This window comes from Shewanella aestuarii (assembly GCF_014647215.1).
In the GTDB taxonomy this organism is placed as follows: Bacteria; Pseudomonadota; Gammaproteobacteria; order Enterobacterales; family Shewanellaceae; genus Shewanella; species Shewanella aestuarii.
Map to the genome: position 1 here is coordinate 1 of NZ_BMOT01000004.1, position 13,473 is coordinate 13,473.

General features: G+C 41.3%; 10 protein-coding genes and 1 tRNA gene. 3 read left to right on the forward strand and 8 right to left on the reverse strand.

The window, feature by feature from the left end; translation table 11 throughout:
- Positions 1-551 precede the first annotated feature (551 nt).
- Positions 552-1,337 (reverse strand): CDP-diacylglycerol--serine O-phosphatidyltransferase, encoded by a 786-nt coding sequence (gene pssA, locus IEY03_RS07445; protein WP_188840734.1) that lies wholly within the window; start codon positions 1,335-1,337, stop codon positions 552-554.
- 108 nt (positions 1,338-1,445) lie between these two features.
- Here pssA and IEY03_RS07450 point away from each other — a divergent pair, with 108 nt between their 5' ends.
- Positions 1,446-1,880, forward strand: coding sequence for a DUF4124 domain-containing protein (locus IEY03_RS07450; protein WP_188840735.1), 435 nt, complete (start codon positions 1,446-1,448; stop codon positions 1,878-1,880).
- Between the two features lie 83 nt (positions 1,881-1,963).
- Here IEY03_RS07450 and clpB read toward each other — a convergent pair whose 3' ends face one another.
- The 3 genes from clpB to rluD form a co-directional block, all read right to left on the reverse strand.
- A complete protein-coding gene (gene clpB, locus IEY03_RS07455) occupies positions 1,964-4,537 on the reverse strand; it encodes an ATP-dependent chaperone ClpB (RefSeq protein WP_188840736.1) in 2,574 nt (857 codons plus the stop codon).
- A 146-nt stretch (positions 4,538-4,683) separates the two neighbouring features.
- Complete coding sequence (pgeF, locus tag IEY03_RS07460) at positions 4,684-5,433, reverse strand: peptidoglycan editing factor PgeF (protein ID WP_188840737.1); 750 nt, start codon at positions 5,431-5,433, stop codon at positions 4,684-4,686.
- A complete protein-coding gene (rluD, locus tag IEY03_RS07465; RefSeq protein WP_188840738.1) occupies positions 5,434-6,408 on the reverse strand; it encodes a 23S rRNA pseudouridine(1911/1915/1917) synthase RluD in 975 nt (324 codons plus the stop codon).
- A 124-nt stretch (positions 6,409-6,532) separates the two neighbouring features.
- Here rluD and IEY03_RS07470 point away from each other — a divergent pair, with 124 nt between their 5' ends.
- Together IEY03_RS07470 and IEY03_RS07475 are read left to right on the forward strand one after the other, a co-directional pair.
- Positions 6,533-7,294 carry an outer membrane protein assembly factor BamD gene (locus IEY03_RS07470; RefSeq protein WP_188840739.1) on the forward strand — a complete coding sequence of 254 codons (762 nt, stop codon included), beginning with the start codon at positions 6,533-6,535 and terminating at the stop codon, positions 7,292-7,294.
- Positions 7,295-7,811: 517 nt separating this feature from the next.
- Positions 7,812-7,887: transfer RNA gene (locus IEY03_RS07475), tRNA-Phe, on the forward strand.
- A gap of 141 nt (positions 7,888-8,028) precedes the next feature.
- Here the strand turns inward: IEY03_RS07475 and recJ are convergent.
- The 4 genes from recJ to brnQ form a co-directional block, all read right to left on the reverse strand.
- On the reverse strand, positions 8,029-9,753 hold the full coding sequence (gene recJ / locus IEY03_RS07480; protein ID WP_188840740.1) for a single-stranded-DNA-specific exonuclease RecJ: 1,725 nt from the start codon (positions 9,751-9,753) through the stop codon (positions 8,029-8,031).
- 85 nt (positions 9,754-9,838) lie between these two features.
- Entirely contained in the window at positions 9,839-10,561 is a 723-nt protein-coding gene (dsbC, locus tag IEY03_RS07485; RefSeq protein WP_188840741.1) for a bifunctional protein-disulfide isomerase/oxidoreductase DsbC, read from the reverse strand.
- Between the two features lie 123 nt (positions 10,562-10,684).
- Positions 10,685-11,560 (reverse strand): site-specific tyrosine recombinase XerD, encoded by an 876-nt coding sequence (xerD, locus tag IEY03_RS07490; RefSeq protein ID WP_188840968.1) that lies wholly within the window; start codon positions 11,558-11,560, stop codon positions 10,685-10,687.
- Between the two features lie 117 nt (positions 11,561-11,677).
- The gene (brnQ, locus tag IEY03_RS07495) at positions 11,678-13,009 is read right to left on the reverse strand and encodes a branched-chain amino acid transport system II carrier protein (RefSeq protein WP_188840742.1); all 1,332 of its coding nucleotides are present in this window, start codon (positions 13,007-13,009) and stop codon (positions 11,678-11,680) included.
- Between the last annotated feature and the right edge of the window lie 464 nt (positions 13,010-13,473).

Genomic DNA, 13,473 nt, shown 5'->3' on the forward strand with positions numbered 1-13,473 from the left:
CCTAAGAAGAAGCAATTTCGAATAACTCAATACCTGTGAATGTCCACACAGATTTCTTGTTTAAGTTTTTAAAGAGCGTTGATGTTAATTTTTCAAACATCGCCGTTAGACGCTAGGTCGTTGGCTTGGGCTGCGTATTCTACGCTTTCCCTTGTCTGCGTCAAGTGTTTTTTCAAACTTTCTTTTCGCTGTTGATTTGAGCTTAAAACCGAAGTCTTTCTGTTTCAAATCAACCTGACTTGCTACTTTGCTTTCGCGCTGTGCCGTGTCAGTGGATGCGCATTATAGGGAGCTAAGATTTTTGCGCAAGGGGCAATTTGCACTTTTTATTAAAATAAGGTTTGTTCGATTACGAATTCATCAATTCGCTTTTATTTCGCACTATTTTGGTGTTCTTAGCTTGGATAAAGTGGATTTTTAGTGACTGACCTTTACTGAATCGATTTATATCAACGGCAATTTAAAACAAAAAACACCTTAGTTAATGAAATTAACAAGGTGTTTAGACGTTGCATATTCTGCTTTATAAGCACACAGGTTTAAGGTGGTGGCTATTTCTTGTCATCAAAGGAAGTTTCATCTGATGGATCATCGCCAACAATATGACCAACCTTTATTCTATCGACATTTTTTAACGTAATGAAAGGACCTGATAATGCGTATAGATAGAAACCAATACAAAGAATGATAGCGGGTTCTACCGATATAATGGCAAATACCGCGACAACTAGGATCATGACTAAAAAGTTAACTTTACCTTTCCAATCTACATCTTTAAAAGAGTGATATTTAAAGTTGCTCACCATCAGCAAACCGATCAGTGCAGTTATAAAAGCCACCAAGTAACTTATTTTTGTGGGTTCAATACCATAAGTTGAGCCGCTCCAGATACTGCCAGCTATTACTGCTGCAGCAGCTGGACTTGCTAATCCTTGGAAAAAACGTTTATCAGCTGATCCTACTTGTGTATTGAATCGGGCCAGTCTTAACGCTGCGGCAGCGCAATAAATAAATGCGGCCATCCAACCAATCTTGCCTAAATCATTTAATGCCCAATTATATGCAAGAATGGCTGGTGCCATACCAAAAGACACCATATCAGCCATACTGTCATATTCAGCACCAAAATCACTTTGTGTATTTGTTAGCCGTGCAACTCTGCCGTCTAGGCCATCACATACCATGGCGACAAAGATAGCAATTGCTGCAGATTCAAAATGTCCATTCATGGAAGAAATGACCGCATAAAAGCCAGAAAACAGGCCTGCTGTAGTAAATAGGTTAGGTAATAAGTAGATACCTTTGTTTTTTGCTGTTTGATTTGCTGAATTTTGCATACACTAATACTTAAATTATAAATATAAGTTGGATTTTACCTTAACATAACATATTTTTGTTTTATCAAGGATAGTCGTTTATTTCAGCTTTACACTTTGGATGCTTATATGAAACCCTTACTTTTATTGCTAGCAAGCCTTTTTATTGCACCATCTGTTTTAGGCGCAACAATCTATACATGGACAGACAGTAATGGTTTGGTTCATTACAGTCAGCAAGTGCCACCAGGTGTCGATGCCAAGCGTATTAGCAGTGATGATATTGAACCCAGTAAAATTGGCACTGCTTCGCCAATTCGTAAAACCGCCGAAAAAGAACCTGAAACAGATTTAGCTAAGTCAGCAAAACTGATTAAAGAAAAAGATTCTAAGCAGGCTGAATCTATTTGCGAAAGCGCAAAGCACAGTATGAGCTTACTTGATACCTACAATAGGCTTACCAGAAAAGATCCGGTGACGGGTGAAGATGTGGTAATGACAGAAGAAGCTAAGCAAGCCGCTAGAACCGAAAACGCTGAGCGTGTTAGGCTATTTTGTAATTAGTTCAGTTAGTGTAGAACACCTACCTAATTGGAATAACAAAGGGAGCCTTGGCTCCCTTTGTTTATTTAAGTTGTCAATTAAAGCTATTGTAAAAACACCAACTGTCCCTCTTCGACATCGACTCGTATCGCTTGGCCAGGGATTAACTGTCCACGGAGCAATTTTTGCGCTAATGGATTTTCCACTTCCTGTTGCAATGCTCGTTTTAGCGGTCTTGCGCCATAGACGGGATCAAATCCTGCTTCTGCAATTAACGACAATGCTTGTTCAGATACCAGTAGATCGAAATCTTTTTCTGCTAGGCGCTTTCTCAGTAATTCAATTTGAATACTGGCAATATGTTTGATGTTATTCGCATCTAGTGGATGAAAGACCACCGACTCATCGACTCGATTTAAAAACTCAGGACGGAAGTTTTGCATTACGACGTCCATGACACTTTGCTTCATCTCATCGTAACTCACCATGCCAAAGCTTTCTTGAATACGATCTGAACCTAAGTTCGATGTCATGATAATGACGGTATTCTTGAAGTCCACGGTACGCCCTTGGCCATCGGTTAAGCGTCCGTCATCTAATACCTGCAGTAAAATATTAAAGACATCTGGATGCGCTTTCTCGACTTCATCTAATAAAATGACTGAATACGGTTTACGGCGTACGGCTTCGGTTAAATATCCGCCCTCTTCATAACCGACATATCCTGGTGGGGCACCGACGAGTCTTGAAACTGTATGTTTTTCCATAAACTCTGACATATCGATACGCACTAATGCTGACTCTGTATCAAACAAAAACTTAGCTAATGATTTACATAGCTCGGTTTTACCAACACCCGTTGGCCCGAGAAATAAAAATGATCCAATGGGCCGCTGCGGATCGGCAAGTCCTGCTCGGCTGCGACGAATAGCATTTGATACGGCATCGACGGCTTCATTTTGGCCTATGACACGCTCATGGAGTGCTTGTTCCATTTGCAGTAACTTTTCACGTTCGCCTTCAAGCATTTTAGACACAGGGATCCCTGTCGCTTTAGATAATACCTCGGCGATTTCAACGTCGGTCACTTTATTGCGTAACAAGGTCATATCTTGCATTTCTGCTTGAGAGGCTAAATCTAACTGTTTTTCAAGCTCGGGAATACGGCCATACTGTAGCTCTGACATACGCGTTAAATCGCCCGCTCGACGGGCTACATCCATGTCCATTCTGGCTTGTTCTAAATCAGCCTTGATATGCTGAGTACCAGCTAAAGCTGCTTTTTCTGTATGCCAAATTTCGTTTAGCTCTGATGCTTTAGATTCAACATCTTTTAGTTCAACCTGCAAATGGTCTAAACGTTTACGACTAGCATCATCAGTTTCTTTAGACAGCGCTTGCTCTTCAAGTTTTAATTGGATTGCACGGCGCTCAAGTCGGTCTAACGATTCTGGTTTAGAATCAATTTGCATACGGATGCTTGATGCAGCTTCATCGATTAAATCGATGGCTTTATCTGGCAACTTACGATCTGAAATATATCGGTGCGACATACTGGCGGCTGCAACAATTGCAGGATCGGTAATTTCTACGTGATGATGTAATTCATAACGTTCTTTCAAACCACGTAAAATAGCAATGGTGTCTTCAACACTCGGCTCATCCACCAGCACTTTTTGAAAGCGACGCTCAAGTGCAGCATCTTTTTCAATATATTGACGATACTCATCTAAAGTGGTGGCACCAACACAATGCAAATCACCCCGGGCTAAGGCTGGCTTTAGCATGTTACCCGCATCCATAGCGCCTTCGCCTTTACCAGCGCCAACCATAGTATGTAACTCATCAATGAACAGAATGACCTGGCCTTCTTCTTGGGATAATTCATTTAGCACAGCTTTTAAGCGCTCTTCGAATTCACCACGATATTTTGCCCCCGCAATTAATGACCCCATATCTAAAGAAAGTACCCGCTTGTTTTTGATACCCTCAGGGACTTCACCATTGACAATGCGTTGAGCTAACCCCTCAACAATTGCGGTTTTACCGACTCCCGGTTCACCAATTAACACCGGATTATTTTTACTGCGTCGTTGTAAAACCTGAATGGTGCGACGAATTTCATCATCGCGGCCAATAACGGGATCTAATTTGCCCTGCTCAGCACGCTCAGTTAAATCGACGGTAAACTTCTTCAATGCCTGGCGTTGATCTTCAGCATTTGGGTCATCCACTTTTTGACCGCCACGAATTTGCTCTATAGTTTGCTCCATTAACTCTTTTGTGGCGCCAGCATCTTTTAATGCTTTAGCTAATGGGTCGTTACCTTCAAGGGCGGCAAGGATAAATAATTCTGATGAAATATATTTATCTTTACGTTTTTGAGCCAACTTGTCGCACAAGTTTAACAAGCGAATAAGGCCTTGCGATAATTGAACATCACCGCCAGTACCATCGACTTGTGAAAAACGTTCAAGCTCTTGACTTAACGACGAGCGCAAGGCACTGACACGAATGCCTGCTTGGGTTAATAAGGGGTGGATTGAACCGGAATCTTGATTAAGCAGTGCCATCATTAAATGGATGGGTTCAATAAATTGATGATCCCGTCCTAATGCTAATGACTGCGCATCAGAAATGGCAATTTGAAACTTATTAGTCATACGATCGAGTCTCATACAACCTCCTACATCTGATACATAAAATGGATATCCATTTTGGATATTCTGTTACCTAAAAGATGGGGGCGTCAGCAGACATTTTCAAGCGTATGAACAATTAACTTGTATAAAAAAGTGCAACTTTTTTGTACAACTAAAAAGGATTAAGATTTCAGCCAAATTAATGAGGCCATTCTGCCGGTTTGTTTTTCTCGGCGATATGAAAAGTAATTATGGTTAGACATGGTGCATTCATCGACACTCAATATACAACTGACACCAAGTTTGGCTAAACGCAGTTTTGCTAAACCGACAATGTCTGCTAAATATTTATCATCAGCCCCAGCCTTGGCGATAAAGCAACTGGCTGCCGTCATTTGTTGCGCCACAAACGCGCTTTTAACTTCCGCCCCAACTTCAAACATATTTGGACCAATAGAAGGACCAAGGCAAGCAATTAACTCAGAAGCTGGCACAGAAAAGCGCTTAACCGCTTGCTCGATAATCCCTGAGCATAAGCCACGCCATCCTGCATGAACCGCAGCAATTTGTTGGCCTTGTTTATCACAAAACAAAATAGGCAAGCAGTCTGCTGTCATGACCGCGCACACTTGCCCGAATTGATTAGTGTAACTACCATCAGCAATGGGTACTTGTTGATCATTTTTAGGTATTGAGGCGATGTCTGAAAACGACAGTACTTCAACACCATGAACCTGCTCGAGCCATAATGGTTCGCTAGGTAGATTTAATGCGTATACCAGTTGCTCACGATTCGCCTTTACTCGTTTAGGATCATCTCCAACATGCAGCCCAAGGTTTAAACTGTCGTAAGGTGGCAAACTATAACCACCATGACGGTCAGTAAACGCAATGGCTACATTTTTCGGTAAAGGCCAATCGGGTTTTAGCACTTATAAATACTCAACCGGATTTAGCTCGGTATCAATACGTAGGGCCTTAGTCAATAAAGCCATGTCTTCAGGAATAGGCGCTTGCCAACTCATGATTTCACAGGTAATAGGATGAGCTAACTCTAAACGTACTGCATGTAATGCTTGGCGTTTGAAGTTTTTCAATAGTTCAAAAAACTCAGGGCTTGCCGCTTTAGGTGGGCGAGGACGACCGCCATAAACGGGATCACCAAGCAGAACATGACCAATGTGCGCCATGTGCACACGAATTTGGTGAGTACGGCCGGTTTCAAGACGTAAACGCAGACGCGTATGTGCACGGAATTTTTCAGCAACACGGTAATGTGTCACTGAAGGACGCCCACCGTTAATCACTGCCATTTGCACGCGTTTAGTAGGATGACGATCGATAGGTTCATCAACAGAACCACCAGCTGTCATGGTACCTTGCACGATGGCTTCATACTCACGAACGATATCGCGAGCTTGAAGTGCTGCAACTAAGTGGGTTTGTGCTTCAACCGTTTTAGCCACAACCATTAAACCGGTTGTGTCTTTATCTAATCGGTGAATGATCCCCGCTCGTGGTACATGCTCAATATCAGGGCAATGATGCAACAAAGCATTCATTAATGTGCCATCAGCATTACCAGCTCCTGGATGAACGACCAAACCAGCAGGCTTATTAATTACAATAATGTAGTCGTCTTCGTAAATGATATTTAAATCGATATCTTGAGCTAATGCGCGGACTTCTTCTTCAAGCGTTGCATTAATTTCAATTAACTGAGATTCAAAAACCTTTTCCCGAGGCTTGTCGACTATGATACCGTCTACGGTAACTGCACCGGATAAAATCCATTCTTTGATGCGTGTGCGCGAGTAATCAGGAAAAAGAGCGGCCAATGCTTGGTCAATTCTTTGCCCTGTTTGGGTTGCTGTTATCTCGCTTTTTAGATTAATCTCTTGTGTCATAGGAACCGTACCCCTTTTTTGGGGTCCAAAGTGAATGTAGTATCTGTTACAATCGGATGTTTTCTATTTTACCGTGAAATGGAAAAATTCTTAACCACAACTTATAAAAGAATTGAATTCAAGTATGTATAAATTAGCCAAAGGCGCCGCCCTAGTATTACTTTCAGTAGCCATAACGGCTTGTAGCAGCAGTCCCGAAGATGACGAGTTTGCAAGTAAAGCTTCTCCAGAAGTGCTTTATTCACAAGCTAGAACATCAATGGAGTTAGGAAACTACTCTAAAGCGGTTCGTACATTAGAAGCGCTAGATTCGCGTTATCCTTTTGGCCCACATAAAACTCAAACTCAATTAGATCTGATTTTTGCTTATTACAAAATGGATGATGTTGCTTCTGGTTTAGCCAATATCGACCGTTTTTTACGTTTAAACCCAACTCATCCCAATATTGATTACGTGTATTATATGCGTGGTTTAACAAATATGCAGGCAGATAGTTATTTATTTCACGATATGATGAATATTGATCGTACAGATCGTGATCCTAAAAACGCTGAAGAAGCATTTAAAGACTTTGATCGCATGATCAAAAGCTATCCAAACAGCAAATATGCAGCAGATGCCCAACAACGTATGCAGTATCTAAAAAACCGCTTAGCGCGTTATTCAATTAACGTAGCAAGATACTACATTAAAATGAACGCCTGGAGCGCCGCCGCAGTACGTGCACAAACGGTATTAGAAAAGTTCCCTGGTACTCCAGAAGCCGAATCAGCCCTTGAAATTATGGCTATCGCTTATGAAGAATTAGGCCAAGAACAGTTAAGAGCAAATACCTTAAGTGTAATGAAAGCTAACTTTCCAAATAATGAATTAGTCAGTAACTAACGATTTACTGATTACTGATATTAAAAAGGTCTCTTTCTGAGGCCTTTTTTGCATCTGACAAACGGGCACGGTGAACTATATGAGTCGCATTTTCAACAATAGATGAAGTATTAATTACAGCAATAAGTGCCGCACGGCTACAGAATAATTTAAGTCATAGTAACTTAAGCCTATATAAAGCCTCCTTTATTATTGATTCAAAACTATATGATAACGGCATGACGATAACAAAAGTGTTTCACCAACTTGTACCCAAGATTCACTGATATCTTCAAGGGGAATAAAATTAAAGCGATAGGCAATGAAAAGAGTATTTACTGCGCCAAACATATTTTCGCTATTTAACTACGATAATTGTTTGTTACTGCGATAACCCAAGCATGACACTATTTAGCTGGCACAAATGTCGATTTGTTAGCCGAAACGGCTTTAAATCCAGCACATGCAATAAAATATGAATTGATTTGCAAAAAAACGGTTGACTCAAACACGAGAAAACCTTAAATTGCACCCCGTCGCCCGAATAGCTCAGTCGGTAGAGCAGAGGATTGAAAATCCTCGTGTCCCTGGTTCGATTCCGGGTTCGGGCACCATATTTACATTGGTGGCTTGAAGCGACTAATAAAGTGATTAACAAAAAAGCCTCGCACTGCGAGGCTTTTTTGTATGTAAAAATTAGCCCTTACCCGATTTACGTGCTTTACGATTGCTTGCAAAGCACAACGCCTTAAGTGTTACATAGGTTCAATATGCTCAACCATCAGTTGAACCGTTTGATTGCCTCTAAACTCATTGACATCTAACTTATAAACCACCCGAGCTTGTTTAATAGTCGCATCGGGCCAAGTTTGCATATCTACATTAAACGCAATGGCATCTAACATTAATTGACCGCACTCAGTTTCCAGTAATAGTTTAAGATGTTTTTCACCTACAATACGTTGCTGAACCACATTGAAAAAACCATCAAATAGAGGCTCTTCAAATGATTGCCCCCAAGGCCCGGCATTGCGCAGCATAAAGGCGGTATCTAATGTCATGTTAGCCGCAACTAACTCACCATCGGACATTAACTCTCCAGTAAGTTGCTCGTAGTCTAAAATGTCTCGCACAACATCATCATAAACGTGTTTAAATGTTGCTAAGGCATCAGCCTTTAATGTTAATCCCGCCGCCATTGCATGGCCACCAAACTTAATGATCATTCCTGGGTGCAAGGTATTAATCCGTTCTAATAAATCCCGCATGTGCAGCCCTTTAATCGACCGTGCAGAGCCTTTTACTTCTCCGTTTCCAGCATCAGCAAACGCAATGACTGGGCGATGATATCTGTCTTTGATGCGTGATGCTAAAATGCCAATAACGCCTTGATGCCAATCCGGCTGAAATAAGGCTAATCCCCAAGGCAATGTGGCCTCATCCAGCGCAATGGTTTGTAAACTTTTTAATGCTTCTTGTTGCATGCTAGCTTCAATATCACGTCGGTCTTGATTTAAACCATCTAATTCAGCCGCCATTCTCCTTGCACGCATGATGTCATCACACAATAGCGTTTCTACACCTAACGCCATTTCATCAAGACGCCCGGCTGCATTTAACCTAGGACCAACCGCAAAACCGAAGTCGGCAGCGACAATTTTACAAGGATCTCGCTTGGCCACTTCTAATAACGCGGTTATCCCTGGACGACATCGTCCTGCGCGCACGCGTTGAAGTCCAGCCTGAACCAAAATGCGATTGTTGGGATCTAAAGAAACCACGTCAGCCACTGTCCCTAAGGCGACAATATCTAACAGTACAGCTAAATTAGGCTGCTCGATACCTTGTAATGCGTACCAATTACGCTGACGCAGCTCCGCTCGAATGGCGGTCATTAAATAAAACGCCACTCCCACTCCAGCAATAGATTTACTGGCAAATTCACATTCTGGTTGATTAGGATTGACGATCGCATCGGCATTGGGCAAGGTTTGTCCGGGTAAGTGATGGTCGGTAACCACCACTTGCATACCGCAGGCCTTTGCCGCGTTCACCCCGTCAATAGATGAAATACCATTATCGACTGTGATAAGCAGTTGTGCATGTTTACTGTGTGCTACAGCAACAATTTCAGGGCTTAAACCATAACCATAATCAAAGCGGTTAGGAATAAGATAATCAACCCGCGTTGCGCCCATCATCCTTAATGCAAGTAAACACACGCTAGTTGAAGTTGCACCATCGGCATCAAAATCCCCAACGATCAGGATCTGTTTTTGGCTTTGCATCGCATCGGCAACAATTTTAGCGGCAATGTCTAACCCTTTCATCGTATCCGGACGTAACAATCTTGCGAGGACTAACTCACAATCATCCTGTCCCACCCCACGCCGTGCATACAACTGTTTCAATAGCGGTGGTAAGGAAGATGGTAAATGCGAGTCATCGACTTGAGGACGACGAATAATGTTCTGCGACAAAGCGAATCCTAGATCCTATGAGGATGATTTAAAGTTAAATATTGAATAAGAAAAAGGTGAGCCTGTGCTCACCTTTTTTAGCTTACTATCTAGATTCGATAGTCTGCAATAAATTTTCTGGTGGTTGATAGCCAGGTATCATAGTGCCATCTTCCAGTATCATTGCTGGCGTGCCATTAATACCAAAAGACATACCTAAGCGATACTGCTTAGAGATATCAATATCACATGAAGCCGCTTTAATATTCTTACCCGCTTTAGCATCTGTCATGGCTTGTAATGGATCTTTGGCACACCATACAGCTTGCATTTCATCCGCATTAGCTGAAGGTATACCGGCACGAGGATAAGCTAAGTAGCGCACAGTGATGCCTAAGTCATTATATTCTGACATTTGATTATGTAATTTACGACAGTAACCACAATCCACATCGGTAAATACGGTTATGACATGCTTTTCGTTTTTAGCTTTATACACCAACATGTCTTTTTCAAACGGCTTAAGCATCTCGATACGAGGACCCGCTAATGCCGCTTCCGTTAAGTTTTTCATGCGGTTATTTAAATCATAAACATTACCATGAATCAACTTAGAGCCATCTTCGGTGATATACAGTACACCACGGTCTGTCAGCACTTGCTGTAAACCACTAATTGGTGAGGGCTGAATTGTAGTGACCTCAACGCCTAACATATCGGATATTTTTTGTTTCAATTCACTGTTTTTGTTGTCAGTGTCAGAGGTTGCTTGTGACATTGCTGGCACAAGTAAACTGGCTACAAGAATGAATGCTTTTGATAACTTCATGATGATTCCTAATTACACGGGTTACATAACTAGACCCGACTTTAAGTGCAAAACTTACAGATTTACGCCTATTAACGCAACTATGAGATAGGCTTTTTAATGTAACCAAAACTATCTAGCGCATTAACCTCTTGGATGGTGCTGCTGATGTAACAGTTGTAACCTTGCTTTGGCTACATGGGTGTATATTTGTGTGGTCGATAAATCACTGTGTCCTAGTAATAGCTGCACAACTCTTAGGTCTGCACCATGGTTTAATAAATGAGTCGCAAATGCGTGCCTTAAAGTGTGTGGTGACAAGTGCACACTGATCCCAGATCTTGAAGCATATAACTTAATTCGATGCCAAAATGTTTGCCGAGTCATCATCTGAGCACGTTTAGAGGGGAATAACACATCTGACTGTTTCATGTGCAGCAACTCTGGTCGGGCTGTTTTCAAGTATTGCTCAATTTCATCAATTGCCTGCTCGCCTAAAGGCACTAACCTTTCTTTACCGCCCTTACCCATGACTCTTATCACCCCCTGGCGTAAACTAATTTGATCCATGGTTAAGCTCACTAGCTCTGTCACCCTAAGCCCTGTTGCATATAACAGCTCTAACATGGCTTTATCACGACACTCAACAGGATCATCATGATTAGGCTCACTAAGCAATGTATCAACTTGGGCTTCAGATAACGCATCTGGTAGTTTTCTTGCCAGTTTTGGTGATTTAATTAATGCCGTAGGATCAACACTTATACGTTTAGTGATCACTAAAAATCCATAAAAACGCCTGAGGCTGCTCATTAATCTTGCCGTACTGGTTTTGGCATACTTTTGTTCAAAACGATAAGCGAGGTAATCTTTTAGCAACAAACCATCGGCCTCAAGTAATGAGGAGTTTTGGCTAAGAACAAAACGTTCAAAATGAGCTAAATCGGTGCGATAAGAGGCTAAGGTGTTATCACTTAGCCCTTTAGTTGACCATAAATCATCAAGGAATTGATCAATCATTGGATGTGAAGAATAGTCAGTAGAATTCAAGTCATACTCAATTTAACACGCTGGACATACTGGCTGTAGACTAGCATATCCAACGGTTTAAGATCAGCTCACTTAGCATTAAAACCATTAGGCAACTGAGTGAGGTTGAGCCATTTTAGGTAAGAATAAACACACTATCGTTACGATAGCTGTTGGTAATAGCCATGCCATACCTTCTGCGTGCAAAGGTAAAAAGTTAAACGCAGACATATCGACACCGGCTGTTTTTAAGCCATCAAGAATACCAAAAGCTAAGGCGATACTGAGCACAAGTCGTTGTGAAAACGCTGGACGCGCAAACTTAGGTGTAATCAAAGTAATTAATACGAGTGCAATCGCCACAGGATAAATCGTCATTAGCACAGGAATACTGATAGAGATCAATTGTGATAATCCAACGTTAGCCACGGTTGCACAAACCACACTAAAAAAGATCACAAAATGTTGATATGAAATTTTCGGTAGTAACTCATTAAAAAACTCAGAACACGCTGTTACTAGACCAATTGCAGTGGTTAAACACGCTAAGCCAACAACAGCCGACAGCATAATAATGCCCAACAGGCCAAAGTGATGGTCAACATAGTTGGTTAAAATAGCTCCGCCATTAGATGCACCTGTTGCTAAATCTCCCGCTGAAGCACCAAGAAAGAACAGTGAAATATAGACAAAGGCTAAGCCGGATGCTGCAATGATTGCTGCGCGGATAAGATATTTAGTTTGATCAGCCGCATTTTCAATACCTTTTTTACGCAGTAAATCAATAATTAACATACCAAACATAATCGACGCCAGAGTATCCATGGTGTTATAGCCTTCAATAATCCCCTTTGATAAAGGGCTAGATAGGTATTCACCAGAAGGCGCGCCAATATCTGAACCAGATAAAAACAATACACTCATTGCCAATGCGACTAACAATGAAATTAAAATAGGCGTTAATACCTTACCGACGTTGTCTAATAGCTTTCCAGGGAATAATGACATTAACATTACTATAGAAAAAAACACTAAGGTAAAGATGAGCTGGGCAATATTGACTGACTGGCCCGCAATCATCACAACCGCATCAGGGTTAGCAATAAATGGACGAGCACCAATTTCAAATGCAACTAAACTGGTTCTTGGCGCGGCGAACGCTGGGCCAATAATGATATAAATGGCAATCGCCAATGCAGTCGCCGCAAAAGGGGGTAAATAAGCCATAATCTTGCCGTTAGCTTTAGCTACTGCAATTAAGCCTATCAGCGGCATACCCACAGCGGTTAACAGAAAACCCAGCATGGCAAGCGACATATTTTCACCAGCTAAAAAGCCAGCAAAAGGGGGGAAAATCAGGTTTCCTGCGCCTAAAAAGAAAGCAAAAGCCATAAATCCTAGGCCAAAGGTATCGGTAATCGATAATTTAGTTGTTTGCACTATGAGGTCTCATTTTATTGTATTTGTTTTTACCAACTTAAGTGATCAAATTCGATTTAGCTACTGCTAATCTATAACAAAACCCAAGTCGTAAAATTATATTTACACCTTAATCATCTAAAACCTACTCAAATAGGAATATAAAAAGCACTATTTTGGTACGATTATTTGTTCCATTACAGGTAAAAGCCCTTAAAACAAATAGAACCGCTGTTTTACTATGATTAAACAGGCAGAAACTAATATCAAAGAACACGGCAGTACACAATAGCAGAGCAGGATAAAGCGAAAATTTACATTTTTATGCTTAAACAACTCCCAAAATCAATAAACATAAGACAAACAGACAACAAATGACGTTAACAAAATTTAACAACTCAGCAATTAGAATCTAACCGTACAGCGCTCCCTATATTGATTGGCACAGTTAATCTAGAATGACACAAATTAACAAAGCTCAATAT

Bases quoted from the DNA above. Each gene is read 5' to 3' on its own strand.
- pssA (WP_188840734.1), bottom strand. From the start codon at position 1,337: ATGCAAAATTCAGCAAATCAAACAGCAAAAAACAAAGGTATCTACTTA.
- IEY03_RS07450 (WP_188840735.1), top strand. From the start codon at position 1,446: ATGAAACCCTTACTTTTATTGCTAGCAAGCCTTTTTATTGCACCATCT.
- clpB (WP_188840736.1), bottom strand. From the start codon at position 4,537: ATGAGACTCGATCGTATGACTAATAAGTTTCAAATTGCCATTTCTGAT.
- rluD (WP_188840738.1), bottom strand. From the start codon at position 6,408: ATGACACAAGAGATTAATCTAAAAAGCGAGATAACAGCAACCCAAACA.
- IEY03_RS07470 (WP_188840739.1), top strand. From the start codon at position 6,533: ATGTATAAATTAGCCAAAGGCGCCGCCCTAGTATTACTTTCAGTAGCC.
- dsbC (WP_188840741.1), bottom strand. From the start codon at position 10,561: ATGAAGTTATCAAAAGCATTCATTCTTGTAGCCAGTTTACTTGTGCCA.
- xerD (WP_188840968.1), bottom strand. From the start codon at position 11,560: ATGATTGATCAATTCCTTGATGATTTATGGTCAACTAAAGGGCTAAGT.